Annotated in this window: 32 protein-coding genes; 3 read left to right on the forward strand and 29 right to left on the reverse strand. The window is 40.4% G+C overall.

Going from position 1 to position 24,868, the window contains the following annotated elements; genetic code table 11:
• Positions 1-255: 255 nt before the first annotated feature.
• From BPR_RS13360 to BPR_RS13470, 24 genes are all read right to left on the reverse strand, one after another.
• Positions 256-747 carry a DUF6465 family protein gene (locus BPR_RS13360; protein WP_013282016.1) on the reverse strand — a complete coding sequence of 164 codons (492 nt, stop codon included), beginning with the start codon at positions 745-747 and terminating at the stop codon, positions 256-258.
• A gap of 155 nt (positions 748-902) precedes the next feature.
• Positions 903-2,090 carry a pyridoxal phosphate-dependent aminotransferase gene (locus BPR_RS13365; RefSeq protein ID WP_013282017.1) on the reverse strand — a complete coding sequence of 396 codons (1,188 nt, stop codon included), beginning with the start codon at positions 2,088-2,090 and terminating at the stop codon, positions 903-905.
• Positions 2,091-2,236: 146 nt separating this feature from the next.
• Positions 2,237-2,431 (reverse strand): hypothetical protein, encoded by a 195-nt coding sequence (locus BPR_RS13370; RefSeq protein WP_013282018.1) that lies wholly within the window; start codon positions 2,429-2,431, stop codon positions 2,237-2,239.
• A gap of 118 nt (positions 2,432-2,549) precedes the next feature.
• Positions 2,550-2,867 (reverse strand): hypothetical protein, encoded by a 318-nt coding sequence (locus BPR_RS13375; protein WP_013282019.1) that lies wholly within the window; start codon positions 2,865-2,867, stop codon positions 2,550-2,552.
• A gap of 125 nt (positions 2,868-2,992) precedes the next feature.
• On the reverse strand, positions 2,993-3,430 hold the full coding sequence (locus tag BPR_RS13380) for a hypothetical protein (protein ID WP_013282020.1): 438 nt from the start codon (positions 3,428-3,430) through the stop codon (positions 2,993-2,995).
• 99 nt (positions 3,431-3,529) lie between these two features.
• Positions 3,530-3,673 (reverse strand): FeoB-associated Cys-rich membrane protein, encoded by a 144-nt coding sequence (locus BPR_RS20585; RefSeq protein ID WP_085954371.1) that lies wholly within the window; start codon positions 3,671-3,673, stop codon positions 3,530-3,532.
• Positions 3,674-3,689: 16 nt separating this feature from the next.
• Positions 3,690-5,681: a ferrous iron transporter B gene (feoB, locus tag BPR_RS13385; RefSeq protein ID WP_013282021.1), complete on the reverse strand. Its 1,992-nt coding sequence runs from the start codon at positions 5,679-5,681 to the stop codon at positions 3,690-3,692.
• Positions 5,682-5,757: 76 nt separating this feature from the next.
• Positions 5,758-5,970, reverse strand: coding sequence for a FeoA family protein (locus BPR_RS13390; RefSeq protein WP_013282022.1), 213 nt, complete (start codon positions 5,968-5,970; stop codon positions 5,758-5,760).
• A gap of 283 nt (positions 5,971-6,253) precedes the next feature.
• Positions 6,254-6,571 (reverse strand): thioredoxin, encoded by a 318-nt coding sequence (gene trxA / locus BPR_RS13395; RefSeq protein ID WP_042257114.1) that lies wholly within the window; start codon positions 6,569-6,571, stop codon positions 6,254-6,256.
• 126 nt (positions 6,572-6,697) lie between these two features.
• Positions 6,698-7,783, reverse strand: coding sequence for a radical SAM protein (locus tag BPR_RS13400; RefSeq protein ID WP_013282024.1), 1,086 nt, complete (start codon positions 7,781-7,783; stop codon positions 6,698-6,700).
• 106 nt (positions 7,784-7,889) lie between these two features.
• The gene (gene nagA, locus BPR_RS13405; RefSeq protein WP_013282025.1) at positions 7,890-9,023 is read right to left on the reverse strand and encodes an N-acetylglucosamine-6-phosphate deacetylase; all 1,134 of its coding nucleotides are present in this window, start codon (positions 9,021-9,023) and stop codon (positions 7,890-7,892) included.
• Positions 9,024-9,157: 134 nt separating this feature from the next.
• Positions 9,158-10,078 (reverse strand): DUF2156 domain-containing protein, encoded by a 921-nt coding sequence (locus tag BPR_RS13410; RefSeq protein ID WP_013282026.1) that lies wholly within the window; start codon positions 10,076-10,078, stop codon positions 9,158-9,160.
• 37 nt (positions 10,079-10,115) lie between these two features.
• Positions 10,116-10,937 carry a nitroreductase family protein gene (locus tag BPR_RS13415; RefSeq protein WP_013282027.1) on the reverse strand — a complete coding sequence of 274 codons (822 nt, stop codon included), beginning with the start codon at positions 10,935-10,937 and terminating at the stop codon, positions 10,116-10,118.
• Between the two features lie 175 nt (positions 10,938-11,112).
• Positions 11,113-12,264 (reverse strand): hypothetical protein, encoded by a 1,152-nt coding sequence (locus tag BPR_RS13420; RefSeq protein WP_013282028.1) that lies wholly within the window; start codon positions 12,262-12,264, stop codon positions 11,113-11,115.
• 85 nt (positions 12,265-12,349) lie between these two features.
• Positions 12,350-13,441 carry an HAD family hydrolase gene (locus BPR_RS13425; RefSeq protein ID WP_013282029.1) on the reverse strand — a complete coding sequence of 364 codons (1,092 nt, stop codon included), beginning with the start codon at positions 13,439-13,441 and terminating at the stop codon, positions 12,350-12,352.
• A gap of 99 nt (positions 13,442-13,540) precedes the next feature.
• Positions 13,541-14,302 carry a tRNA threonylcarbamoyladenosine dehydratase gene (locus BPR_RS13430; RefSeq protein ID WP_013282030.1) on the reverse strand — a complete coding sequence of 254 codons (762 nt, stop codon included), beginning with the start codon at positions 14,300-14,302 and terminating at the stop codon, positions 13,541-13,543.
• A gap of 21 nt (positions 14,303-14,323) precedes the next feature.
• Positions 14,324-15,157, reverse strand: a complete 834-nt coding sequence (locus BPR_RS13435) for a YitT family protein (RefSeq protein WP_013282031.1) — start codon at positions 15,155-15,157, stop codon at positions 14,324-14,326.
• Positions 15,158-15,312: 155 nt separating this feature from the next.
• Positions 15,313-15,798 carry a hypothetical protein gene (locus tag BPR_RS13440; RefSeq protein ID WP_013282032.1) on the reverse strand — a complete coding sequence of 162 codons (486 nt, stop codon included), beginning with the start codon at positions 15,796-15,798 and terminating at the stop codon, positions 15,313-15,315.
• 99 nt (positions 15,799-15,897) lie between these two features.
• Positions 15,898-16,938: an NAD-dependent epimerase/dehydratase family protein gene (locus BPR_RS13445; RefSeq protein WP_013282033.1), complete on the reverse strand. Its 1,041-nt coding sequence runs from the start codon at positions 16,936-16,938 to the stop codon at positions 15,898-15,900.
• Between the two features lie 12 nt (positions 16,939-16,950).
• Complete coding sequence (locus BPR_RS13450) at positions 16,951-18,192, reverse strand: 6-phosphofructokinase (protein ID WP_013282034.1); 1,242 nt, start codon at positions 18,190-18,192, stop codon at positions 16,951-16,953.
• A gap of 47 nt (positions 18,193-18,239) precedes the next feature.
• The gene (locus tag BPR_RS13455) at positions 18,240-18,647 is read right to left on the reverse strand and encodes a hypothetical protein (protein WP_013282035.1); all 408 of its coding nucleotides are present in this window, start codon (positions 18,645-18,647) and stop codon (positions 18,240-18,242) included.
• A gap of 72 nt (positions 18,648-18,719) precedes the next feature.
• The gene (locus tag BPR_RS13460) at positions 18,720-18,890 is read right to left on the reverse strand and encodes a hypothetical protein (protein ID WP_013282036.1); all 171 of its coding nucleotides are present in this window, start codon (positions 18,888-18,890) and stop codon (positions 18,720-18,722) included.
• A 58-nt stretch (positions 18,891-18,948) separates the two neighbouring features.
• On the reverse strand, positions 18,949-19,428 hold the full coding sequence (locus BPR_RS13465) for a hypothetical protein (RefSeq protein ID WP_013282037.1): 480 nt from the start codon (positions 19,426-19,428) through the stop codon (positions 18,949-18,951).
• A gap of 61 nt (positions 19,429-19,489) precedes the next feature.
• The gene (locus BPR_RS13470) at positions 19,490-19,822 is read right to left on the reverse strand and encodes a winged helix-turn-helix transcriptional regulator (RefSeq protein WP_013282038.1); all 333 of its coding nucleotides are present in this window, start codon (positions 19,820-19,822) and stop codon (positions 19,490-19,492) included.
• Between the two features lie 110 nt (positions 19,823-19,932).
• Here BPR_RS13470 and BPR_RS13475 point away from each other — a divergent pair, with 110 nt between their 5' ends.
• From BPR_RS13475 to BPR_RS13485, 3 genes are read left to right on the forward strand one after another with little or no spacing between them, the layout of a single operon-like run.
• Entirely contained in the window at positions 19,933-20,127 is a 195-nt protein-coding gene (locus tag BPR_RS13475) for a 4Fe-4S binding protein (RefSeq protein WP_026661833.1), read from the forward strand.
• Positions 20,128-20,130: 3 nt separating this feature from the next.
• Positions 20,131-20,712 (forward strand): 4Fe-4S binding protein, encoded by a 582-nt coding sequence (locus BPR_RS13480; protein WP_013282039.1) that lies wholly within the window; start codon positions 20,131-20,133, stop codon positions 20,710-20,712.
• A gap of 35 nt (positions 20,713-20,747) precedes the next feature.
• Positions 20,748-21,140 (forward strand): C-GCAxxG-C-C family protein, encoded by a 393-nt coding sequence (locus tag BPR_RS13485; protein WP_013282040.1) that lies wholly within the window; start codon positions 20,748-20,750, stop codon positions 21,138-21,140.
• 59 nt (positions 21,141-21,199) lie between these two features.
• Here the strand turns inward: BPR_RS13485 and BPR_RS13490 are convergent, their stop codons facing one another.
• The 5 genes from BPR_RS13490 to BPR_RS13510 all read right to left on the reverse strand — a co-directional run bounded on the left by BPR_RS13490 (position 21,200) and on the right by BPR_RS13510 (position 24,831).
• Complete coding sequence (locus tag BPR_RS13490) at positions 21,200-21,670, reverse strand: PaaI family thioesterase (RefSeq protein ID WP_013282041.1); 471 nt, start codon at positions 21,668-21,670, stop codon at positions 21,200-21,202.
• A gap of 134 nt (positions 21,671-21,804) precedes the next feature.
• Positions 21,805-22,194 carry a DUF1284 domain-containing protein gene (locus tag BPR_RS13495; RefSeq protein ID WP_013282042.1) on the reverse strand — a complete coding sequence of 130 codons (390 nt, stop codon included), beginning with the start codon at positions 22,192-22,194 and terminating at the stop codon, positions 21,805-21,807.
• A gap of 14 nt (positions 22,195-22,208) precedes the next feature.
• Positions 22,209-22,730 (reverse strand): TetR/AcrR family transcriptional regulator, encoded by a 522-nt coding sequence (locus BPR_RS13500; protein WP_242662170.1) that lies wholly within the window; start codon positions 22,728-22,730, stop codon positions 22,209-22,211.
• Positions 22,690-24,255, reverse strand: coding sequence for a phytoene desaturase family protein (locus BPR_RS13505; RefSeq protein WP_013282044.1), 1,566 nt, complete (start codon positions 24,253-24,255; stop codon positions 22,690-22,692). The genes BPR_RS13500 and BPR_RS13505 overlap by 41 nt, the downstream gene beginning before the upstream one ends.
• A 201-nt stretch (positions 24,256-24,456) precedes the next feature.
• The gene (locus BPR_RS13510; RefSeq protein ID WP_013282045.1) at positions 24,457-24,831 is read right to left on the reverse strand and encodes a YccF domain-containing protein; all 375 of its coding nucleotides are present in this window, start codon (positions 24,829-24,831) and stop codon (positions 24,457-24,459) included.
• Positions 24,832-24,868: the final 37 nt, after the last annotated feature.

Below are 24,868 nucleotides of genomic sequence, written 5' to 3' on the forward strand. Positions count from 1 at the left end.
AAAAAAAATAGACATTTTTTAATCTGCCTACCGTATTTATAGTTTAAATTCCATATTAATTTAAGTCAAGAAAATATTAATAAAATCTAAAGAAATTCTAAAAATAAAATCTATAGTTTCCGATAAGTTACAGCTATCAGCATCATCCAAAGCGGAGCGTTTTTTATATATTAGGAAATCCGGAGGAATTTCCTAATATACAAAAAAAGCCCCAGGAAGTCGAAATATCGACCGCCCAGGGCAATTCATCATAAATTATAAACCGTAGTTTCCAAGTTCCTTGTCGTTAACAACAAAGTAAACTGTATTCTCTTCAGGCTTAACATAGAGATCAAGCTTCTTGATATCAGCAATATTCTTGCCCATATCAAACTGATAAACGTTCTCAGCATTCTCCTTGAGTGTATCATAGGTTACATTCTTGTCAGCATACTGAAGAACGATGTTTGTCTTAAGTGCTGGTGCAGCTTCCTTGGCAACAGTCTTCTTAGCTGCCGGTTTCTTGGCTGTAGTAGCTTTCTTAGCTACCGCTGTCTTCTTGGCAGGTGCCTTCTTAGCAGGTGTTTCAGCATTCTTAACTGCCGGCTTCTTGGCATCCTTAACAGGAGCCTTCTTAACTGCCGGTTTCTTGGCTTCTACTGCCTTTTTGACTTCAACCTTAGCCTCTGTCTTAGCTTCTGTAACTACTGGTGTCTTAATTGATGCAACAGGCTTAACTGCTGCCACTGTCTTCTTAACTTCAGCCATCTTTTTTTCTCCTCCTCGTCAGAAAAAATCACGAACATGAAATGTGACTCGTTAAAACAATAAAGTGGTTTACGAAATAGAGTTTACACCCCTTAATCCGCATTGTCAACGCATTCCCGAACAAAAGAATAAGATTCAATCAGCTATATTGCGGCTTATCTGTACACCTCGCTCACAAATTGCCTTAATCTGACCATTGCACGCTCCACCTTCTCTGTATCAATGCAGTATGCCATTCTAAAAAAGCCCGGTGCTCCAAAACCATCAGTGGGCACAAATATAAGGTCATATTCCTTGGCCTTTTTGCAGAATTCGATAGAGCTCTCCTCCAAGGCTTTAGGCATGATGTAGAATGTTCCGCCCGGCTTAACTACAGTAAAGCCCAGATCTACCAGAGTAGCATAGATGATGTTCATATTAGTCTCATATACTGACAAATCCGCTGTCATGCCGCAAACCTTGGCAACAGCCTGTTGAATGATGGACGGAGGACAGTTATGTCCTGTTCCTCTGGATATTTGTCCGCACATAGGCACAATGTACTCAGCACCATCACAAGCAGGATTAACTGCAACGTAGCCGATTCTTTCTCCGGGAAGTGATAATGACTTGGAAAAAGAGTAACAGCTAAGCGTATTATCATAAAACTTCGAAACGTAAGGCGCATCTGCTCCCTTGAACACAATCTCCCTGTAAGGCTCATCAGACAAAAGATATATCGTGTGCCCATACTCCTCAGATTTATCCTTGAGAATCTGAGCAAGTCTTGTAAGAGTCTGCGTAGAATAAGCTACTCCCGAAGGATTGTTAGGAGTATTAACAATAACAGCCATTACCTTCTCATTAAGCATCTCAAGAAATCTATCAAAATTAATCTGGAAAGTATCTGTGTCAGCAGGAACTACACTCAGCTTGAGACCTGCTCCCGTGATATATGGACCATATTCAGGGAAGAACGGAGCAAAGGCAAGCACTTCATCTCCGGGCTCAGTCACTGCTCTGACTGCATGCGCTATAGCTCCTGCAGCTCCTGTTGTTGGAAAGATATGTTCCGGGCCATAATTCATTCCAAAGCGTTCATTTAGAGACTCGGCGATCTTCTCTTTATAAAGCGGATTACCAAGACTTGGTGTATATCCATGAAGTGTCATTGTATCTTCTGTTTCCAGAAGCCTTATCATTTCATCTGTAAACTCCTGCGGAACAGCAACACTTGGATTTCCAAGACTAAAATCAAAAACGTTCTCATACCCTATTTCCTTGCCCCTTGCCGTAGCATATTCAGACAACTCGCGGATAACGGATTTAGCTCCCAGCATTTTCTTATAGCTCTCGTTGATCATACCTCTCCTCCAATACCTGTTTATTTGCGGTCTATTATAACACGAAAGGACCTCCGTAAAAGAGGTCCTTTTTTATCATCTTATCCATGGCAATATTAACATATTGGTCGTGAACTTGAAGCCTTAATTATCTAATGCATCAGTCATTACTTGTCGATTTTAATTTTCTTCTTATCATTCTGGCCTGTCATTGTACCTGCAGCCGCAACATTAAAAAGGTCATCATCTGATAATTCCTGTGCCTTAGGATATCTTGAATCTACATCTGCAATAATATCAGCAAGTTCACTGTTCTCTGCAAATTTCTGAAAATCAAAAAGTCTTGATAATTTCTTCTCCATAGTATGCCTCCTGTATTCTTATAGTAAATTTGTATTTGTATTTTTCTTTACACTCATTTATACGAATACAAATAAACTATGGCAATTCTTTTTTAGTATACATCAATCAAAGAAATCATCAACCTTCATCAAGACCAATATGCTCAAACAGATACTGCAATACTTCAGGTGTAAACTTTCTCGCCTTAAATGCCACAGATTTTTTGCCGTTGTTCTCCTTATCCTCACGAACAGCCTCTGCATACATGATCATTGTCTCAGCTACAATTATAACATCGCGTGTAACCAGATTTGGAATACGCTCGTCCACAGTTATAGCGATTCCAAGAGGGCTGATATTCTTAACCTGCCCGTAGTACTTGTTCAGTGACTCCTTGTCAACAATTACACTGTTTGCCAAAAACTCTACTCGATTGATCGTTCTACGTTCCTGCATGTCTTCACCTCTCCCAGCTTTTTATAAATTCTCCTACTGTTATTATATCTTGTATACCGTTTAGAAGGAAAAGATTTAACTATATTTTACAACATTTCTGTCCCTATATGCCTGTATAATCTTTATTAACTGTTTTTCCTGGTCTTCCCGGCTTTATTAATATATACAGCAGCCCTCGACAAGAACTTAAGCTGTTCCTCACCGTTTCTGACTACTGTTGCTCTCTCAACACCTTTGACGTTTCCTCTGCGGACCGCCTCATTGAACATCTTACCAAGGCGTGCTCTGACCTGCGCCGGTGTTTCGCTAATCTTGTAGTCTTTAATAACAGTATTAACATCTGAAAAGGTCTCCAGGTCAGACAAGGTAAACTCCCCTTCTATCTTCCTGGCTTCGCTGATCATGCTGGCAATTGCTGCGCCATAATCATACACAACCTTTTTGCCAAACTTCTCTTCAAGCATCTCACAGATAAAATAATTAGCCGTTACATTCTCTTTTTTGGCTGCCTTCTCGATCTGCTCATATAATTCCTGACTTATTGATAAATTAACTCTAGGCATATTCGTATCCTTTCATGAGTTGGATTTAACAGTCACTATAGTTAAATTATATGAGTGTAGTTCCGTCAGGTCAACACAAAGCCACTCAAATTCGTATATTTATTTACATGTATTCGTTTTGTGACATTTACCGGACATAGGGCACCCGATGCATCGGGTGCCCTTTTTCTTTTCTTTATAAATATATCCGATTGACAATCCTAATAGCAGTACTATAACTGCGCCTGCAATTAAATTTGCCATAGAACCTCCAAATCTATTAATCCAGCTTGTACTCCAGAACCATTTCTCTCTGGTTCTTCTTGATCAGATAGAATATTACACCAGCAAATACAGCTATTGCAATAAGGCCATAAACAAAGCCAGTTCCAAGTGCACCTGTTGTAATAAGAGTACCAATCTGATATACAAGGAATCCTACTGTAAAGCCTGTCGCAAGCTGAAGTCCAATTGCGCCCCACAGCCACTTAGCTGACTTCATCTCAGAGTTCATAGCTCCAAGAGCAGCAAAGCAAGGTGGTGTGTAAAGGTTAAACATAAGGTATGCAAGTGCTGCAACCTTTGTGATACCCATAACTGCTGCTACTGCATTTCCTTCGCCGATAAGTTCAAGTTCTTCTGTATCAATAAGGTTAGCTATTGCAAATACTGTAGCTATTGTTCCAACAACGTTCTCTTTTGCAATGAATCCTGTAATTGCTGCTGCAGCGAGCTGCCAGCTGACAATACCAACAACAGGAACAAGAAGGTAAGCAAAAGGTCCTGCTACTCCTGCAAGGATTGAAGTGCTCTCCATTCCTTCTTCAACAGGCTGGAAGCTGAAGTTAAAGCTCTGCATGATCTGAACTATAGTGTTACAAACAAGGATGATAGTTCCGGCCTTAACAATATAAGCCTTACCTCTTTCAAGCATTGACTTAAGAGCGAACATAAGGCTTGGTACCTTGTACTCAGGAAGCTCAATGATGAAGAAGCTCTTTCTGTACTTCATACCAGTGATAGCCTTTATAAGAAGTGCACCAAGAAGAATGAGTACGATACCGCCCATATAGCAGATAAAGCTTACCCATCTTGACTCAGGGAAGAAAGCACCTGCAAAAAGAGCTATAACAGGAAGCTTAGCTCCACATGGCATGAAAGTTGCAAGCATTGCTGTTGCACGTCTCTCTCTTTCATTTCTGATAGTACGGCATGACATGATAGCAGGAATTCCGCAACCTGTACCAATGATCATAGGGATTACTGACTTACCTGATAAACCTACTCTCTTGAAAATAGGGTCAAGAACTACAGTTGCTCTGGACATATATCCACAATCCTCAAGAAGCGCGATGAGGAAATACATAACCATAACAAGTGGAAGGAAGCCTACTACAGCACCTACACCACCAATGATACCATCAACCAAAAGTGCATAGAGAAGTGGGTTGGCATCAGCCATTGCATCACCTACAAATCCCTGGAATGTCTCAATCCATCCTGCAAGGATATCAGCAAGCCATGTTCCTACAGTTGTCTGAGAAATGTAGAATACCAGCCACATAATAGCTGCGAAAATGAAGAGTCCTAAAATAGGATGAGTTACAACGTTATCAATTGTATCTCCAAAGTTCTTATCCTTGGTAAGAGCCTTACGATTCTCGACTTCGCTTACAATCTTGTTAACAAACTCAAAACGCTTTCTGTCTGCAGCTTCAACTTCAGCTTTATTTGTAAGATCTATATTTCCCTGAACATAAGGCTCTTTCTGTCCCTTACCTTCAAGTTCAGCTGCTGCCTTAACTACTTCCTTAAGACCAGTCTCAGATGTGGCTACTGTCTTGATAACAGGACATCCAAGTTTTTCTGACAAAAGCTTCTCGTTAATGGCGTTTCCTTTTTTATCGTTGGCGTCATTTTTGTTAAGCGCTACAACAACAGGAACTCCAAGCTCTAAAAGCTGAGTCGTAAAGAAAAGGCTTCTGCTAAGATTTGTAGAATCTACTATATTGATAATTGCATCAGGGTGCTCGTTCTTAACATAACCGCTTGTTATGCTCTCCTCCGATGTGAAAGGTGACATAGAATATGCACCGGGAAGGTCAACTGCAATAAGTTCCTTGTCCCCATCATAGTACTTCTTCTTAATAGCACTTTCCTTCTTGTCAACAGTAACGCCCGCCCAGTTACCGATCTTCTCGTTTCTTCCGGTCAACGCGTTGTACATGGTAGTTTTTCCACTGTTTGGATTACCTGCCATCGCGATTCTCATAACATTTTCCTCCTGCAATCTTTTTCATTTATCATTCAAAATACAGCTATGTGCATATGAATATTCAGTAATAAGATCAGATCTTGATAGCATTTGCTAACTCAGGATCAATATTGTATCTTGCGTCCTTGATTGCGACTACCAGATTACGTTTCTTGTCAACAACTGTGATCCTCTCACCACTATAGCAGCCAAGTGAAAAGAGAAAGCTCTCCATTTCCTCATCCGCTCCGGTATCAACAGCATCTATCATATATTCCTGTCCAAGTGTTGCTTCATTAAGTGTCATATAAGCCTCCTTATCTCCTGTTAGCTAAGTATAACAGGATGTTAGCCAAATGCAACAATAAATTATAATTGCATTTATAAATTTTTATGATTGATATAGTGTGCAATGCAGTTATACTGCGCACAATTAGTTAGTGTAACGCAACATCTAGTTAGCATCGTCTAACTCATTGTTAGAATAATCCAGTTGATAACTCTTGTCAATAAGAAAATAATTTTTTCTTGCAATATAATAGAGACCATATTTTTCAATATGGTCTCCATAACATCTTAGCTATATTTTCTTATGCAAGTCCCTGAAGTTTCTGAACAAGTCTGTCCTTAGGAACTGCACCAATCTCGCTGTCAGCAAGCTCTCCGTTTTTGATAAAAGCAAAGAATGGAATGCTCATAACATTGTACTTGGCTGCAAGATCAGGACTCTCATCTACATTTACCTTGCCCACCTTGAACTTTCCATCAAATTCCTTGGCGATTTCATCAACAACAGGGCCCATCATCTTGCAAGGTCCGCACCAGTCTGCATAGAAATCTATAAGTACAGGTACATCACTCTTCATTACTTCTGCTTCAAAATTATCCTGTGTAAACTTGTATTCCATATGATTCACCTTTCCGCTCAAAACAGCGGCCTTTCTTAAAAAACAAAACAACAACTGCAATATATACAAATTGCCTCATGGCTATTACCACTTTCGCAATCCTATATCATTATTGAAGATATATCTTTATAACAATTCTTCTACCTGCTTACGCTTCTCATACAGGACGCATCCACCTTTGTGGTCATCCATAAGTACGTCCCCGGCCTGTAAATCCAGGAACAACTTGGACTTCATCGCCTCTCTAAGAGATGTATCTCTTACATTGATATCTGAGTATGGGGAGAAAGGACAAGGCTCTGCTCCACCATGAGAATTGATGTGGAAAAATCCTCTTCCGGCAGCAATACATCCTCCTGATGTCTTCTCATCTCCCGGGAATGAAACAAATACCATCTCTTCGTGTTCTTTACGAAGTCTCATGATCTCGCCCTTGAGATATTCTCTATCCTCATCATCGGGTGCAAGATGTTCAGAGCCTTCATCTACAGGAACAAATTCAACAAATATTATAGCCTTGCAGCCTTTTTCAGATAACATACTAATGAAGCTCTCTGATGATACTTCCTTAATATTCTCGGTGGTAACTGTTACTGAAGCACCAAATATGATACCTCTTTTCTTAAGCTCATCCATATTTGAAATAAGCTTGTCATAAACACCTTCACCTCGTCTGTGATCAGTCGCCTCTTTCTCACCTTCAATACTCATGATCGGTACAAGATTACGGTTCTTATCAAAGTCCTCAAAGTACTTCTCTGTCATATAAGTACCGTTTGTAAATATTGGGAAAAGAATTGACGGCTTTTTAGCTGCTGCCTCAATAACACCTTTTCTGAGAAGTGGTTCACCGCCTGCAAGAAGAATAAAACTTACGCCAAGATCATCAGCCTCATCAAAAATATTCTTCCATTCATCATCGGTAAGCTGATTCACCGGCTCAGAATCTTCTGTAGCACTATTACATCTGGAATAACAGCCTGCACAGTGAAGATTACAGGCACTTGTAATGCTGGCAATCAGAAATGGAGGAACATGCTCACCATTCTCTTCTTTGGCAGCTCTTTTCTTGGATGCAGCTTTGCTGGCCACAGCAAATTTTGCCATAAAAGCGCTCTCCTTGGGATTCTTAAGTGTTGCCCTGATCGCATCTGCGACAACACGCTCAACTCCCTTTGTCATATATTCCTGAATATTAAAATCCTGCGTCATGTTATTTCCTCGAATCACTCAATGTTTTTCGTAATTGCAGAGTCATTATAACACCGCTTTATATTTATTGCAATTAAATTGTTGCCAATTTATCATTTTTTTATTTTTATCTTTTTATCACGCGCTTTACTTCCAGATTTTTCTTATCAAGGAGCACAATATGCCCTCTTTTACCATTTTCAAGAGACCCATACTCATTATCAATCCCTATGCATTTCGCAGGAGTGATAGTTGCAGCAGCCACCGCAATTTCAAGCGGAATACCCATCTGAAGAACTGCAGTCTGAAGGCATCCCATAAGATCAGTCCCGGAGCCTGCTATCGCACCATCTGTAGCAAGTCTTATTTCTCTACCCTTCTTAACTGTAGCAAGTCCTCCAAGTTCATATTCTCCATCCGGCTTCCCTGTAGCTCTTAAGCTATCGCTTATCATTATCAGCCTGTCCGTTCCGAGTAATTCAAAAGAAGTCCTGACAACCGCAGGATGAATGTGTATTCCATCACAGATTAGCTCTGCTGTTGCATCCCTTTTGTCAAATACAGCACCAACCACTCCGGGCTGTCTATGACTCATCCCCGTCATTGCATTATACAAATGAACCGCGTGACAAGCCCCTGCTTCAAAGGCTTTCATGGCTGTATCATAATCCGCATTTGTGTGAGCAAGTGACACCTTTACTTTATCCCTTACAGCCTTTATATAATCTTCGAATCCGGCGTTTTCCTCAGGAGCTAGACCTATTATCTTTACAAGACCTTTTGATGCCTCTACAAATTCCAAGACAGTACCTGCATCGCACTTTCTTATGTATTCTTCGTTCTGGGCTCCTTTTTTAGTATGGCTGATAAACGGTCCTTCCATATTAAAACCGACAAGATCTGCCATAGTCTCTTTTCTTTTTCCATAATCTCTGGATGCAAACTCTGCGCCAACCGCAAGAATCTCTTTAAGCTTACTGACAGGAAGCGTTAGAGTTGCCGGGCAAATAGCTGTAATTCCCCTGCCAGCCTCATACTCAGCGATTTTTTCAAAGGCTTCCATAGTTCCATCGCAAACATCATAGCCCATGGCCCCATGAAAGTGTATATCTATAAGTCCCGGAATAGCATAACATCCAGAAGCATCTATTATTTCTTCATCAGTTACCACTTCATCTGTAACCAGTCCATCCTTTATAGATAAGTCCTTTTTATGAAACTTATGGTCACTTCCATAAACCTCTGCGCCCGTAATCCTCATATCAGTCCTCTGCTTTCCCAAATCACTATTCGAAGTTTTCTTCTTCTATTATGATTTAGGTTCCCGGATAAATAAAGAGCTAGCCACTCACGCAAGGTTATTTTTTCAGCTCCTGCGTGAATGGACAGCTCTTATTATTTTTCGTAGACCTTGTATTTTCTGGCAAATCCAATAGGGTTATAACTTTCCTTGGCCTGCCTGAGTCCTTCGATACCCATATCGTCTTCTCTGTTAACAACAAGGGCATCTTCATATGAGTTTAATAGAAACTGCTGATTTATTACCTGGTATATTCCGGGGATTTCTGAATTGCCTTTTTCTATACTGACGACAACCATTTTCTCCCTGCTGTTGTAAGAACCTATTGTAAAAGCTTCAAGTTCTTCATCCACAAATATACCGCCAACCCTGTAGGTTACCTTATCGCAGTTTCTGAGAATATCTATTATCCCATTTTTCTCTGCCACAAGTGTTTCTCTACTGTCAACGCCCTCAGATAATCTCTTGTCTATCCATTTGTCCATGAATACTTCAAGGAAATACTCATCAACGCAGCACATGGTCTTGTACTGCCATCTTCCTTCATATTCCTTCATGAACTTATTTACCAGATTTCTCTTTTTCTGGAATTTCTTACCCGGAAGTTTTCTTAGTTCGTCCGCATCATAAAGGTAATCCTTAAGATCGGTTTCTTCCTCAACGACAAAGTCCTGATCATCCAGAAGTCCAAGAACCTTTATGGCATCCTCATCAGCGAGATTGATCCTAAGATGGCTCTTTAACTCTTCATTAAAATAATTCCTTAATATTCCAAAATACTTTGGAAGCTCTTCTTCTCTGCAATATGGCATTGCTGCGAAATAACATTCCTGATCCTTCATTAGGATAAAGGCAGCTTCATCGCCAATGTAAACTTCCGCATTATACTGATCTTTCCATATATATGTATCAAGAACAGTACTATCGCAGGTCATATTATCTCTAAGTGCATAAATAGCAGCAAGCTTAGACGCCTCATCAAAAGAAGGCTTATGAAATACTATCTTTTTATCCATAAAAAAACTACTCCAAATGTGACGGTGTCACCAGGCTTCACCATCTGTAGGTAGCGACATAATCTGTCTGATCCGGGGTAGCAATACCCGGATCTCTTATCTCAAACTCAGGCTTTCTTCCTTCTGCAAGAAGCTCCTGCTCAAAGTTATAAAAAGCTATTCCAAGATCTATCAGCTGAAGATCATAATCCGGTGTGATATAGCCCTTATCATGTTTGACATAGAAATGTGCTGTCTTATTTTTCAAATCCACAACAACGCGCCAAGGCTGTTTGTTAACTGCAGACGGAGCAAGTCTAATACTCTCAAGAGCATCAAAAAGTCCGGATTCCATAGCGTTTCCTTTTGTTAACGGTGTCTTGAAATCATTAGCGAAGAAAAGAGTCTCAAAATCCAAGCGGGTATCAGCCTTGACTCCCTTTCTCATCAGAGTTTCTTTTACACCCATCTTACTGGCTGTCTTACCGAGTGGACTTACGCATGGCATGATCTCATTGGCTGCAAGTCCTGATGCCTTCTCAAATTTCTCTCTTGGCATTGTTCCGCCAATCCAAACTGTTCCAAGTCCCATCTCATGAGCATGCATGAGAAGAGCCTGAAAAGCATAGCCATAAGCTTCTGCAGCATGTTCTCCCCTTTTGGTCAAAGCACTTACATAGAGCTTCTCACCAGCAAGTACCGGACTGGAAAGTTTAAACTCTTCTGCATCAAGGAAAGCAAATCTTACCGGAATACCATATGGGTTAGTAATATTCTCAGAAAAAGATTTGAGTTCATCTATAACTTCTCTGTCAAGCTTGTGGTCATCAAATGTTCTGACACTTCTTCTGGTTTTAACCAGATCAAAAAATTTGCTCATTGCTTACCTCCAATAATCGAAACCTATAATTGATGATTATACCATCTTTATATATAAATGCAATTAAATTGTTATCAATCTTTTATGTTTTTATCTTTGTAAGAATAAAAAAGAACTGAAAACCGCATAGGCTCAGTTCTTTTTTGACACATAAATCATTTCATTTAATTTAAGATCACTCTACAATTGTAAACTCAATAACAGGTTTTTTATCTCTTTCCTGCAAAAGATTTTCAAAGTCTTCCTGTGTTCCTGTAAAGTCAGTTGTCTCATCATCAAAGCTGTTCTTTTCTCTGGTGAATCCTGTCAGTTCATTGGATCCTGCGTTGACACCATCACTGACATAATCTTTCATCATAAGAGATACATACTCTTTTGAAAGGAAATATGTCTCATAGGAGTGATTATCTCCGGCATAAAGAATTCCATCCTCAAGTCTTAATGGATAAGCTGATCCATTGCCTGAAACATTGCCAACCTGGCTTACCTTGCCATTAGGCTTAGCGTAAACAGAAATTTCATACGCAGAGTGGTCGGCCTCGAACACTAAATCTGTAACTGCAAGAACCTCTTCGTCACTTCCGGTGAGCTTAATGTATGCATAACCCTGTCCAGGCTGCAAGGCTGCAATTACGTCGTCATATGTTGCAAAAGATACAATTCCTGACTGCTCCTGAAGGAAGTCAGCAGGCATATCTGCAAAAGGCTCATTCTCTCCATTGTACATCTGCTCAGCTACTGCCTGAATATCAAATCCATCAAGATCAGCTGCTGCCACTGATAATGAATAAGATATACCAATCTCAACGTCATACCATGTGATCATATCCACATATCCTGTATCTCCAATTGAGCGATAAAACTTTCCTGCCATATTTCCCTCGCCCCAGTTTGCGAGAGTTGTATCTTCAGGGCCAACTGTCCACTCAACGTAGTTGCCTGCAATATCTGCATCCTCAGAAGCGCCCTGCTGAGCTCTTGCTGTGAAAGGCATATCATCAAGAGTAAAGTCAAGCTGAACAAGAGGTCCGATTCCCTGCTCAGGATTTCCCAAATCCTTGCATATACGCCATGTTACATTTGTTGCACCCTCTGGGGCCTTGAAGAGTCTTGCGCAAGCCTCATTTGCTTCTTCCTCAGAAATCTCCACCCATGGATTAGCCATCTGCACTGTTGCCTCTTCTGCAGCAGCTGAAGCCTCAACTGTAGCTGCCTCTGTAACTTCTGCATTGTCAGTAGTTTCCTGTGTCTGCGTGCTGCCACATCCGGAAGCGCAAGCTGATGCCATTGTAAGCACTGCAATAATTGAAATAAGTTTCTTTTTCATAATCTTTTTTCCTCCTCATATATACACTACCTATTTATGGTACTCCTTTTTGTGTACCAAAAATAATGAAAAAATTATAAATAATTTACGCAGCCTCATTGTCTTCAAGTTCCGGTTCCTGATACTGCTCATCTGCTCTTATCACAGTGTCCGGATAAATTTTCAAAAAGTCATTCTTCATTGAAACCGGAATATAGCCCTGTTCTGCGTATGCTGCAGATTTCTCATCCCAGTTCTGAGTGCCCCATTCTCTTACATTGTCATCTGCAACGATCATGTAAGCCTGTGCAGGATATGGATTTCTCTTATCAAGAACATAGTTCATCATACTTGTATCACTTCCACTGTTTCCAAATGCCAGAACCGGCTGCTGCCCGATTTCTCTCTCTATCCAGATTGTCTTGTTGGCATTTAAGTTCTTCTGTATAAATCCGCCGGTAAATACAAGCTCATCACCGTCAACGTACTTAAAGTCCATATTTGAGGATACATCCTCATTTCCCTTTACCTTCACTTCAAACTCAGTTCCAATTACATGAGCTGGTGAGACATAATCTTTAATAGGAGAATTGTCTATGATGGCTCTTGTAGTAGTGCGCTCAGTACCGCTTACAACATAAATAGTAAAATCATTATCATATAGATATTTAACAACCTCTACCATTGGGAGATAGAATCCGTCTATGTAACGCATATTGTGGAAGCTGTCTGTTTCCTTCTGTCCAAACTCTACAGCATAGTCATAAAGCTCTTTAACAGTCATACCCTTGTAGGCCTTGGCAAAGTTCCTGGCAAGCTCTTCACCTGCGGTATATCCGGGCTTTATCTCTCTGGCTGCTGCCTTTAATTCCTCGGATACTCTCTCAGGATGATCCTCGAGGCAGTAATTAATGAACATCATAGTGTCATAATATGTATAGAATGTCTCGCATGTAAGCGTTCCATCCATGTCAAATACTGCAATTCTATCCTTTACCGGAATGAAGTTCTCTTTGTCATTTTTGTTGGTAACCTTTTCCACATAATTTCTGAGGCTCTCAGAAACAGCAGAATCTGCTGCCCAATAATTTGTCAGCGCCTTGTTATTAAGCGCCCCACATCCTGTAAGTCCAATGCTACTGATGAGCATCACGACACTCATTACCAAAGTTAAAATACTTGCTGCTCTCTTTTTCATTTTTTATCCCTCACCCTTCATAAGAAAATGCTTTTATATTTTCATGAAAATTGATACATCCTCTTATACGAATGACCTTACGCTGCTGGCAAAAAAATTTTATCTGGCAAAGCCGGTAAGATCATTGATTATCTCACCAGCAATTATCAGTCCTACAACAGACGGTACAAAAGCAGTTGATCCGGGAGTGCTTCTCTTACCTTTGCCTTTTCTGCTTGTATCCGGAGTCTCTTCGTTGTTCTCCTCGGAATTTTCAACAGCAATCCCCATAGGTTTTAAAGGTTCTTCCTTGGAATATACAACCTTGAGCGACTCGATTCCTCTTTTCCTGCACTCACGCCTCATTACCTTGGCAAGAGGACAAATTGATGTGTCATAAATATCTGCAACTTCAAAAAGCGAAGGCTTAACCTTATTTCCGGCTCCCATAGATGAAATTACAGGCGTTCCCTCCTTATTGGCCTTCTCAATGATAGCCAGCTTACCTGTAACAGTATCTATAGCATCTACCACATAATCATAGTCACTAAAGTTGAACTGATCCTGAGTTTCAGAAAGGAAAAAAGTCTTATAGGCTCTGACACTGCAATCCGGGTTAATGTCATGTATCCTCTCCATGGCCACATCAACCTTGTACTGACCAACCGTCTTTGTAGTAGCAATTATCTGACGGTTGATATTAGAATAGGCAACCTTATCGTCATCGATAATATCAAGTGCTCCGACTCCGCTCCTTGCAAGAGCCTCTACTACATATCCACCTACTCCGCCTACTCCAAAGACCGCAACTCTGCAGTCAGCAAGCTTCTTCATTGCGTTCTCTCCATATAATAACTGTGTTCTTAAAAACTGATCTTTCATAAAAAACTTCTCCTGATTTTCTCATCTCAATATTTCATCGATTGTTGAAACCGTACTGAAACTTCCTGAATGTGTTGAAATTATTTCTTTCATTATAGGAAGTTCAAAATAGCTGATATAGCATATAAGCGTGTTATTCTCTCCGGCAATGGCTCCTCTTGAATCCATGATAGTGCAGGTCTTATTCAGTTTGTCCTTGATATCCCTTATGATCCCATCAGGATCCTGCGTAATTATAGTCACCTGCTTAATAGCTTCAAAGTGATCGGTATAGTGGTCTATCACAGCTGTTGCCACCACATAGACAAGAAGGCTTAAAAGAGCTGCCGTCACATCTATAACAACAAAAACTGTCATATAGACTATCGCATTAAATGCCAAAAGAACAGGCGTCATACTATAGTTTCGTCCTGTTTTATCAGATAACTTTTTAACTATAATATTGGCAAGAATCTCAGAACCATCTATACAACCGCCGCTCCTGAGTATCAGAGACAGTCCTGCCCCCAGAATAGCTCCGCCAAATGCCACCGCCAGAAAATGCTCTGTACTGAGCTCAAATGGAATATTTTCAAAGAACTCAAGTCCCAGCGTATAGACCAGAGAGCCAAGCGCAGCCTTTATGGTGAAGCTTCTTCCCAAAAAGACGTATCCCGCCACAATAAAGGGTATGAATACGGCAAGAACGCATACCGACAGCTGAATTCCAGACAACTTACTGATAATAATAGCCACACCTGCAGTGCCATAGTCAATAGCATCATTTGGAAGCAGAATAAGTGCAACAGAAAAGCTTGCCATTATGGCTCCGATTATTATGAATATATACGAAAAGAGCTCTTTCTTTTTCTTCATGATAATTCCCCCTGCAATTACTATAGGATACTGAATTTCTTCAGAATTACGGTATACATATCAATTTTGCCATAGTTATTGTAGCAATTTCAATTATAACGAAAAAACTCCTAAGTCGGATCAATCACCAACTTAGGAGCAATTATCATTTCTCTTTATCCTCTTGCAACCAAATAATACTTAATATTAAAGTTTTCACTTGTAAGCTGCTCATCTTCTATGATCCCGGGAACCTGCTCAGTAACGTAAGTGTTGCCTGAAATCGCATCCACATAATACCTGTTTATAGAGCCGGTGTATGATCTGTATGTCACAACTATCTCTCCATTTTCACCTCTTGAGACATCCCAGTAATCACCCATATCCTGGTTGTTATCATAATCCGGATTAATACTCTTGTAATAGTTTCTTACAGCATTAAAGGCCTGTTCTTCAGAAAATGCTCCGGTAGTATCATCAGCAACTATGTTATATGCCCCAAGCTGGCTGCTCTGCTGACCATTATTATCATAGTCCGATTCCAGAACAATCTCTACCGGGATATTATCAGAAGCCTTGCCAAATGCTTCCTCTCCCCCACATGCAGATAACAATGAGCCAAGGCACAGCACTATCGGTACAAATTTCCCTCTTTTATTCATTTCCCCCTCCTCATAAAAAAGACATCTACTTCATGTTACCCTCCTTGCTGTACCAAGCCTATTAAAATTGTATTAAGTTTTCTATAAAATTTCGTGAAGTCACTTATTAGCTGATGATATTATTGCCTTTTTAGCATTATCAAGCGCATCAATCACCTTGTCACAAAATGCATCAAATTCCGGATCTTCTTCATATTCCTCTGGATGAGATAATATGTAGTCAAGAGCCCGGCGAACCCCTTTGTGGAATGGGATATTTGTAGTCATCTGTGGAGCGAGCCTCTTCACCTTGCTGTTATCAAAAACTACAGAAACTGCCTTATCTCCCAGCAGCTCTCCTTCAAAGTCATAACCATATTCCTTGCCCACTTCACTCAGTAAATCTGATGAAACATGGTAGGGCCTTAGTTCTACTGACAATGCATCTGCAACTGTCTTGTATATCTGATCCCAGCTAAGGATCTCATCTCCTGTGATCTGGAAGGCTTCGCCAATTGCATGTCTGTTTCCCATAAGTCCAATGAAACCAATGGCAAAGTCACTGTTAAAGGTAACAGCCCAGAGAGAAGATCCATCGCCCTGAATGATAACAGGTTTTCCCTCCTGCATTCTCTTTATAACCTGATAAAAGCCTTTTTTACCATGCACTCCAAGCGGAATATGTCTCTCATCATATGTGTGACTTGGTCTTACAATCGTAACAGGGAAGCCGTTCTCACGATATTTTGACAAAAGAAACTCCTCACATGCAATCTTATTTCTGGAGTACTCCCAGTGCGGATTAGCAAGTGTTGTTCCTTCAGTTATCACATAGGAAGCTGCAGGCTTATTATAGGCAGACGCAGAACTGATAAAAATATACTGCCTTGTTTTTCCTTCAAAAAGACGATAGTCCCTCTCCACAGCACTGACATCAAATGCTATAAAATCACTTACTACATCAAAAGTCATACCTTCAAGTTTCTTTTTGACATCTTCTTCATTGCCAATGTCTGCAGTAATCTGCTTAACAGATGCAGGAACTTCATTTTTCCTGTTGCCTCTGTTGAGAAGATATACTTCCCACGAAGGATCCTCAGCAAGTCTCTTTACTATTCCCATGCTGATAGTTCCTGTTCCGCCAATAAATAGTGCCTTCATACCGTACCCTCCTTAATGCTTTTGATTTAAGTGTGAAATATCCAAATACTTTGGAATTCCATTTTCATAATAATGCTCAGCCTCCCCAACAATAAGCGGCCTGAGATATTCTATAAATTCCTCTGTTATGTCGTTTTCTTCCCTATTTATCCACTCTACAGGAACAGACTTGGCTTCATTTGCAATATCTTTGATCTGTGCATAGCTATACTCTACCTGATAAGGCGCATTGCTAATTCTCTTTAGCACAACCATGCAGCCTGTCTGTCCTTCTTCAGAAAGAGCCACAGCTTTTTTACCCTGGGCAAAAGACTCATCGAGATCGGTTTTACTTGCCAAATGAGCCGCACATCTTTGAAGTACATTGATCTCTACGGAACGAACTTTGACATCAATGTTCTCTTTTACAAGAAATTCCAAAGCCTTTCCTGCACCTGACAACTGCTGGTGTCCAAAGGTATCTGCCATAGCCTTGCTGGATGTGATGTAGTTGCCGTCCTTATCCCTAATTCCCTCGGACACAGCAATTATTACGTTATTTCGTTTTGAAAGTTCATGGCGAACATCTGAGATAAATTTTTCCTTATCAAAAGGAACTTCAGGAAGATAAATAAGATGCGGCGCTGTAGAATAGCCGTTTCTGGCAAGAGCTGACGCTGCTGTGAGCCAGCCGGCATCACGCCCCATTATTTCGACAATAGTAACAGATTTAACTGCATAGATAAATGTATCATGGGCAATTTCAAGCAAAGAGCTTGCAATATATTTGGCTGCAGAACCAAAGCCCGGTGTGTGATCTGTGTTGCACAAGTCATTATCAATAGTCTTGGGAACACCGATTATCTTAACGTCTGAGCCGATTTCTCTGGCATAATTCGACAACTTGAGAACAGTATCCATACTGTCATTGCCGCCAATATAGAAAAAGGCCCCAATATTAAGCTTTCTAAACTGTGAAAAAATAAAAGAGTAAGAAGAATCATCATCCCTGTACTCCGGAAGTTTAAAACGGCAACTTCCCAAATACATAGCAGGAGTTTGATTTAGAAGTTTAATGAAATCCGAATCCTCTTTTGCCTTATCGGTAAGATCAAGGTAATTTTCTGATAACACCCCCAAAACACCATTAATAGCCCCATAACATCGATCATAATTATCCGAGTCGATCGTAGCCTTCAACACTCCCGCAAGACTCGCATTGATCGCGGAAGTTGGTCCCCCTGACTGTGCAACAAGAACGTTTTTCTTATTCATTTACAAATCCTTTCGTAAAGTTTTTCTGAAGATACAATACTTTACTGTCACGGCTCTGTCAAATAATCTCTTGCATTAAAGGTTTCACCGGTCTTCTGCTCCTCATCAATTATTCCGGGAACAAATTCAGTAATATAGGTCTCACCAGAAGTTGGATTTACATAGTAACGGATCTGAGCAGCCGTGTAGGAACGATACAATACAACTATCTGCCCATCTTCATTAGTAGAAACATCCCAGTATTCTGTATATCCTTCAGTATTAATTCCGGCGTCAAATTCAGGATCAATTGCCTTATTATAGTTAATTACCGCATTATAAGCCTCATCTTCTGTTATGGTATTAGAAACCTCTTCTTTAGAAAATGCCTGCGACGCACTATTATCTTTTGCAGTTCCACACGCAGAAACTAAAACAACTGCAGACAAAATAAGTGGCATAAAAAACTTTTTCATAATAATCCTCTCCTCATAACTCTTTTGTTCTTCTTTTAAAAAAAGTACAATATGCTGAGTTTCGTACCGCACTCACACAATTGAATACTGCATAAACTCGTATTTGAGCTGTGTTCCTTCTGCTATATTTTCCGGCAAAAGAGCTCTTGCAACCAGTTTAAGATCATCTGATTCAATATCAGTTCTTCTCAGATTGGCATAGTCGCCGTCAATACTCTCTACTACATAATACCAGGTTTCCATTTTCTTTCTCCTTAATAATCCCGCCAGCAATAATCTAAATCTGCCGTTTTGCGATATCTTACATTTTCTCCATAAATAACATAGGATGCGCTGTGCAGAACGGAGTCTGTGTCATATACATCCCAAGAGTATCGTCATTGTCATCCATGAGCACTACAGACTCAGGTGAAATGTCCGGAAACAGCTCTTTTACCTTGTTCATAACAATCTGTGGCTTCTCTCTGGCCTCCAGTGTATAAAAACAGTGAGATGCCGGAATACCATATAGTCTCTCGACCATCTCAGATTTCCATTCCTCGTGTCCATGCGGTTCTCTTGATATGCAAAAAAGTCGGTTAACATCATGGCCACTAATATAATCATACAGCGGTTTAAGTCTCTTGCAATCCGCATATATATTTACATCTCTAAATTCAGGTTTTCCATCAAGTTCATGATGAGCGTGATGTTTGCCATAGTTGTAGCTTGTCAGTGTGCCGTCAATATCAAAAAACACAACCGTGTCAGGTCTGTGCAGTATTTCCCAAATTTCACTCATTTTATCTTATTCCCTTATTCTTTCGTCAATAAACCAATCTCTTTCATATCTATGATACACCCTATAGATTTTCTTCGCCCCACTTTTTCAGTTGCAAAAGAATGGGAATCAGGCTCTTTGCTTTTTCTGTGAGTGTATACTCAACCCTCACAGGCATTTCATCGTACTGAGTCCTGCATACCAGCCCATCAGTCTCCAAATCCTTGAGAGATTGTGCGAGCATGGTGTTGGTAATGCCATAAACAGAGCGCCTTAAATCACCATATCTGGCAACTTCATTATTATCTATAACGCATAGGATCATAATCTTCCATTTACCGCCAATTATATTCAATACTTTTTTTAATCCGCAGCCTTCTCCTGCAATTTCTTCACATAAAGGTTCTTTTCTCATAGTCATTTTTTCCTTACCAGGTTAATTAATTTTGCGTACTTGATATATTTTTCTTACCACCTATAATAAGCATGTCTCACATATAAATGTCAAGTGTAAAGGAAATAATTATGGCAAAAAAGAAAGCAAGTGTTAATACAGACATCTGCGTAGCCTGCGGTGTATGTAGACTTCAATGTCCCAGAGAGGCTATCTCGATTTACAGAGGCTGCTATGCAAATGTAAATGAAGAATTATGCGTTGGCTGTGGGCTGTGCCAAAAAGCCTGCCCCGCTGAAGCAATTGATCTGATAGAAAGGAACTGATAAATGGCTAACAAGAAGAAAACCCATTGGTACAATTATTTATGGATCTGGAGCATAGTTTATTTTGCTCTTGGTTTTTTCAATATTCTCTTTGCATGGCTTGGCATGATTGATTTTGTGCTTCCGCTAATATTTGCTGCAGTCTTCGGTAATAAGTGGTTTTGCAACAATATGTGCGGACGAGGCCAGCTATTTTGGGTACTTGGAAGAAAAGCCAAACTCTCGAGAAGAAAGCCTGCACCTAAGTGGCTGTCTTCAAAATGGTTCAGGTACGGTTTTCTGGTATTCTTCCTGACCATGTTCGGAACCATGATATTCCAGACATATCTGGTATTTTCAGGAGCTGACAGCTTGCACAAGGCTATTAAACTATTCTGGACATTCAAAGTGCCTTGGAAACAGGCATATTCCGGAAGTATTCTTCCGGACTGGGTAGCTCAGTTTGGCTTTGGCTTTTACAGCCTGATGCTGACATCCACTTTGATAGGGCTGATCGTCATGGTACTATATAAAGAAAGAACCTGGTGTACCTTCTGTCCAATGGGCACTATGACACAGGGAATATGCAAATTAAAGGCTAAGTGACTAAAACAGATTATTAGAAAACGGAGATGAAATTTATGACACTACAAGAAAGAGCTGATTTAGCAGCAAATTTAAAGGCAACCGGACAATGTAACTGTACTCAGTCAGTACTGAAAGTTTTCGAAGATGTTATCGATATTTCCCCGGAAGAACTATCCAAACTTGCTTCAGGCTTTGCAGCAGGCATGGGCTGCATGGAGAGCACCTGCGGTGCTTTGATTGGTGCAGTAATGACTGCCGGAATGATAACCGGTGGCGCAGGAACCCCCAGGTATTCCAAGGAGATCGTTGCACAGTTTAATGACAAATGCGGCGCTACGATATGCAAAGACTTAAAGGGAATAAACACTGGCAAAGTTCTATGCGAATGCCCGGACTGTGTAAGAAATGCGGTTCTCTCACTTGGAGAAACCTTAAATCTCAAATAATAAAACGCCATTCCTCTATCGCTTACGTTTATCAAACAGGGGAATGGCTTTTATTTATATTATTTACCAAATTTCAAATTGTCGCCAAGAACAGGTACTTTACTTGCAAAAAATGAAAACTCACCACTATCGAGTAGATTTCCTTCATCGTCTGTAACTCTTATGTCAAATACGAGGATGTGCTTACCTGTCTTGAGTTTCATACATTCGCAGTATATGTATTCAGTGTTTACTGCGGGCAATAGGAAGTTAAGATTAGCAGATACTGTTGTTGCGTAATATCCACTCATGCTGGCTGTTGCTCCTGCCATAGCATCTACAAATGAGAGCAGTGCACCACCATGAATACTTCCGTAGGTGTTGTGTAATCTTGAATCAGCTTTAATTCTGGCTTTGCTGTATGTGGAGCTCAGCTCCATAATCTCAAAACCTATAAAACTATTATATTCATTAGCATACAATTCCGGGATCATCTTCTCCCTCATTGCTGCTTCTTTTTCTGAACGTGCTTTTCTCACTTTTATGACCATGCCTTTCTAAATTCTAATATGGATCAACTATCCTCGAAGATTATAGTACATTTAAATGAAATTGGCACCCTCAGATTTCCTGCAAGACTCAGATATATCTCTTGGCAAACTTAACTGCTTTTTCTCTGCATCCATCAACAGCCTTGCTCTTTTTCTCTGCAGATATAATCCCAACTACAGTCACCGCATATATCACTTCTGATTCCTGCGTAAATGATCTTCTTTCTTACCAATTCAGTAAACTCGGCAAAAGAGATTTCGTCATCACAGGTCAACCCGCATTTCTTAAGGACTTCTTCGTCATATCTTTTTACCTTATCAAATGTAGAGCACTCTCCTGCCATATTGTTGGGACAGTTCGCACATACAATATCTGTCTCAACCTTCAGCCTGATCTTCTGAAGCGGATCAGTCTCCATCTCTCTTATTATCCTGCCCATGTGATCAGTGAAATCCTCACTATATCCCTTGCCTTCATAAAACTGAAAACACATCCCATGATGTGGTCGTAATATTCTACTCACTTTATGCCTCTGATTCATTTGCGTAAAATTCCCATTATCCACTCGGAGTCAGGTGTTTCAAGGTTTTTATCTATAGTCATCTCTTCCATTATGCCCTGGAAGGCTGACCAAAAACAAAGTGCCAGGAGTTTGGGATCTCCCGCTCTGAAAGAGCCCTCTTTCTGCCCTCTCTTGATTACTTTGGCAGTGTTATCGACCGCCTCCACAGACATAGCCATCTTTCTGATATCCTCAGGCATTCCGGCTCTTCTGGCCTGGGCCATCAGTACAAACATATTGCTGACAAAAGGCTGCAACTTGGCATATTTAAAGAGCTCATCCAGCATTCCCTTAAGAAACGCATCCGCGGGGATACCATCGCCACCGGCAGTAGCCTTTGTATATTGCTCACCCATAGCAACCAAGGCTGCAAGCAGCTCCTCCTTGGACTTAAAGTAATGAAACATAAGTCCCGTACTCATTGGAACTGCAGCGGCAATATCACTTACTTTGGTTTCATGATACCCTTTTTCTACAAACAGCTGCAGTGCTGTCATAAGTATTGCTTTCCTTCTCTCTTCCTTCTGCTCTTCTCTGGTCATTTATTCTTTCCTCAAATTCCTTTTTGCCAACCATTCTCTGAATTGCGAATTTACCATTAGTAACTGCTACAGGGAGTCCGCCCGGCTGGCTGCTCCACTGGCCTGCAAAACATAGGTTTCTGATACCCTTTATGTCTCCCCTCACTCTGATAGTCTTGTTGCCTGGTGTAGTTACAAAACTCATATAGCTGCCGTGGTATGCGTTGCAATATCTCTCATAGGTAAGAGGTGTCCAGGCATCCAGGTACTCAAGTGTACCCTTAGTCTCAGGGAATGCAGCCTCTATCCTCGTTCTGACCGCCTCTACCAGTTTCTCTTTTGCTCTGTTGTATTCATCCCTTGAAAGAGACTTCCACCACTCATAATCCGAATCACTCTGGATTATGTTGGTCTGCATCACCTGTCTGTCTCCATTAACAAAGGTCTCATCATAACCGTAAACCTTAACATACATTCTGTCAAAAGTACCTGCACCAACCTTAAGAGGCTCAATGTCAATAAATACTGTCTCTCCGGGATTAAATTTTTTATCTGCGGCAAAAGCAACCTGAAAACCACTTGTAGCAGGATATTCCTTTGGAGACTCATATGCTTTTTTATAGATTTTTGGCATATACTTCTCATCAAGAAGTTTTTTGAACAGAACTGCAGTATCTGCGGTACAGATGAACTCATCACCTGTGACTGTTGCACCACACTCAAGTAGCATAGAAACAACCTTTTTCTTTTCTATATTAAGCTTCTCTACCGGCTTGTTGTAGTAAATCCTGCCTCCAAGGTCCTTGAAGCGCTTCTCCATTCTAAGAGACATTTCCAGTGAACCTCCAATAGGAATACCACCGTTACCGTCCGCTATAGTAGCGTAAGAAACAAGAAGTGAATATGCTGTGTAGTCCCCAGGCAGGTAATCACAGAGCATCTTTCTGATAAGTGGTGACTTGAATCTCTTACTGTATTCCGCCAGTGAGATATCCCCAAGTTCCTTCATAACCTGCACAAACTGCCCCATCTCCCTGCCGTAGTTAATGTAGTCCATAAAACCGAACATATCCAGAGGCTTGGCTGCTGGCATAACGCATTTCTTGGAGTATTCAACATAATCAATGAATTTGTCTATCTCTTCCTTATCCTCAGGAGAAAGCTCCAAAAGTTCCCTTCTGGTCCTGTCAAGATCAGCCCAGAGAGTTACTCTCTTGCCACCGTGACATGAGGTGAAAAAAGAATCAAGAGGCGCATATTCTGTGTCATCCATAAGAGCTCCAACCTCTTTCCAGACATCATAGAGTTCGGTTCCCTTCTTGGTACCAGTAAGCCAATGTATGCAATTGTCAATAACAAATCCCTTTCTCTTCCAGCCCATACACTCGCCACCCGGAACAGCGTTCTTCTCATAAATCTCAACATCCATTCCACAAAGTCTCGCATAGATACCTGCTGAAAGCCCTGCTATTCCACCACCTATAATCACTACTTTTTTCATATCTTTATCCCCGTTTCATTATAATATTGAATTTCAATTCATTGAATATATATTCAATATACTTATTATCATTATATTTGTCAACACATTAATGAAAAAAAGCTATTCTGAAGTATTACGCCTCAGAATAGCTTTTCTTATTTACTTTTTTATTATGCAAAAAACTGAAAACCAGGTTTTTAAGCCTGGTTTTCATCGTCTTTATAGATAATGTTCTCTTACAACTCTGGCGCCAAAAGGCATCAACGCAACTTTAGCAATCTTGAAAAACTGCTTTCCAAATGGAATTCCCACAATTGTGATGCAGAAAAGGCATCCGATAATAGCATTTCCTAATGCCAGCTCCCATCCGGAAAAGATGAGCCACAAGATATTTAACAGAAAAGATCCTGTTCCACCGTCATTAACAATTTCTTTCCCAAATGGATTAAGCGAAATAGATGATAGCTTAAAGCACTGGATTCCTACGGGAATTCCCACTACAGTAATGCACCAGACAATTCCCATGAACCACCATCCGATTGCACTTAACAAGCCGCCTAATAAAATCCATATAATATTTCCCAACAGTCTCATAAGTCATTCCCTCCATAAGATTTTCATATAATAAACG

The organism is Butyrivibrio proteoclasticus B316 (assembly GCF_000145035.1).
GTDB lineage: Bacteria > Bacillota > Clostridia > Lachnospirales > Lachnospiraceae > Butyrivibrio > Butyrivibrio proteoclasticus.

What these genes read in the sequence shown, in the direction of transcription:
- BPR_RS13360 (WP_013282016.1), bottom strand. Translation starts at nt 747, where the DNA reads ATGGCTGAAGTTAAGAAGACAGTGGCAGCAGTTAAGCCTGTTGCATCA.
- BPR_RS13365 (WP_013282017.1), bottom strand. Translation starts at nt 2,090, where the DNA reads ATGATCAACGAGAGCTATAAGAAAATGCTGGGAGCTAAATCCGTTATC.
- BPR_RS13370 (WP_013282018.1), bottom strand. Translation starts at nt 2,431, where the DNA reads ATGGAGAAGAAATTATCAAGACTTTTTGATTTTCAGAAATTTGCAGAG.
- BPR_RS13375 (WP_013282019.1), bottom strand. Translation starts at nt 2,867, where the DNA reads ATGCAGGAACGTAGAACGATCAATCGAGTAGAGTTTTTGGCAAACAGT.
- BPR_RS13380 (WP_013282020.1), bottom strand. Translation starts at nt 3,430, where the DNA reads ATGCCTAGAGTTAATTTATCAATAAGTCAGGAATTATATGAGCAGATC.
- BPR_RS20585 (WP_085954371.1), bottom strand. Translation starts at nt 3,673, where the DNA reads ATGGCAAATTTAATTGCAGGCGCAGTTATAGTACTGCTATTAGGATTG.
- feoB (WP_013282021.1), bottom strand. Translation starts at nt 5,681, where the DNA reads ATGAGAATCGCGATGGCAGGTAATCCAAACAGTGGAAAAACTACCATG.
- BPR_RS13390 (WP_013282022.1), bottom strand. Translation starts at nt 5,970, where the DNA reads ATGACACTTAATGAAGCAACACTTGGACAGGAATATATGATAGATGCT.
- trxA (WP_042257114.1), bottom strand. Translation starts at nt 6,571, where the DNA reads ATGGAATACAAGTTTACACAGGATAATTTTGAAGCAGAAGTAATGAAG.
- BPR_RS13400 (WP_013282024.1), bottom strand. Translation starts at nt 7,783, where the DNA reads ATGACGCAGGATTTTAATATTCAGGAATATATGACAAAGGGAGTTGAG.
- nagA (WP_013282025.1), bottom strand. Translation starts at nt 9,023, where the DNA reads ATGAGGATTACGGGCGCAGAGGTTTATGGAAGTGACCATAAGTTTCAT.
- BPR_RS13410 (WP_013282026.1), bottom strand. Translation starts at nt 10,078, where the DNA reads ATGGATAAAAAGATAGTATTTCATAAGCCTTCTTTTGATGAGGCGTCT.
- BPR_RS13415 (WP_013282027.1), bottom strand. Translation starts at nt 10,937, where the DNA reads ATGAGCAAATTTTTTGATCTGGTTAAAACCAGAAGAAGTGTCAGAACA.
- BPR_RS13420 (WP_013282028.1), bottom strand. Translation starts at nt 12,264, where the DNA reads ATGAAAAAGAAACTTATTTCAATTATTGCAGTGCTTACAATGGCATCA.
- BPR_RS13425 (WP_013282029.1), bottom strand. Translation starts at nt 13,441, where the DNA reads ATGAAAAAGAGAGCAGCAAGTATTTTAACTTTGGTAATGAGTGTCGTG.
- BPR_RS13430 (WP_013282030.1), bottom strand. Translation starts at nt 14,302, where the DNA reads ATGAAAGATCAGTTTTTAAGAACACAGTTATTATATGGAGAGAACGCA.
- BPR_RS13435 (WP_013282031.1), bottom strand. Translation starts at nt 15,157, where the DNA reads ATGAAGAAAAAGAAAGAGCTCTTTTCGTATATATTCATAATAATCGGA.
- BPR_RS13440 (WP_013282032.1), bottom strand. Translation starts at nt 15,798, where the DNA reads ATGAATAAAAGAGGGAAATTTGTACCGATAGTGCTGTGCCTTGGCTCA.
- BPR_RS13445 (WP_013282033.1), bottom strand. Translation starts at nt 16,938, where the DNA reads ATGAAGGCACTATTTATTGGCGGAACAGGAACTATCAGCATGGGAATA.
- BPR_RS13450 (WP_013282034.1), bottom strand. Translation starts at nt 18,192, where the DNA reads ATGAATAAGAAAAACGTTCTTGTTGCACAGTCAGGGGGACCAACTTCC.
- BPR_RS13455 (WP_013282035.1), bottom strand. Translation starts at nt 18,647, where the DNA reads ATGAAAAAGTTTTTTATGCCACTTATTTTGTCTGCAGTTGTTTTAGTT.
- BPR_RS13460 (WP_013282036.1), bottom strand. Translation starts at nt 18,890, where the DNA reads ATGGAAACCTGGTATTATGTAGTAGAGAGTATTGACGGCGACTATGCC.
- BPR_RS13465 (WP_013282037.1), bottom strand. Translation starts at nt 19,428, where the DNA reads ATGAGTGAAATTTGGGAAATACTGCACAGACCTGACACGGTTGTGTTT.
- BPR_RS13470 (WP_013282038.1), bottom strand. Translation starts at nt 19,822, where the DNA reads ATGAGAAAAGAACCTTTATGTGAAGAAATTGCAGGAGAAGGCTGCGGA.
- BPR_RS13475 (WP_026661833.1), top strand. Translation starts at nt 19,933, where the DNA reads ATGGCAAAAAAGAAAGCAAGTGTTAATACAGACATCTGCGTAGCCTGC.
- BPR_RS13480 (WP_013282039.1), top strand. Translation starts at nt 20,131, where the DNA reads ATGGCTAACAAGAAGAAAACCCATTGGTACAATTATTTATGGATCTGG.
- BPR_RS13485 (WP_013282040.1), top strand. Translation starts at nt 20,748, where the DNA reads ATGACACTACAAGAAAGAGCTGATTTAGCAGCAAATTTAAAGGCAACC.
- BPR_RS13490 (WP_013282041.1), bottom strand. Translation starts at nt 21,670, where the DNA reads ATGGTCATAAAAGTGAGAAAAGCACGTTCAGAAAAAGAAGCAGCAATG.
- BPR_RS13500 (WP_242662170.1), bottom strand. Translation starts at nt 22,730, where the DNA reads ATGACAGCACTGCAGCTGTTTGTAGAAAAAGGGTATCATGAAACCAAA.
- BPR_RS13505 (WP_013282044.1), bottom strand. Translation starts at nt 24,255, where the DNA reads ATGAAAAAAGTAGTGATTATAGGTGGTGGAATAGCAGGGCTTTCAGCA.
- BPR_RS13510 (WP_013282045.1), bottom strand. Translation starts at nt 24,831, where the DNA reads ATGAGACTGTTGGGAAATATTATATGGATTTTATTAGGCGGCTTGTTA.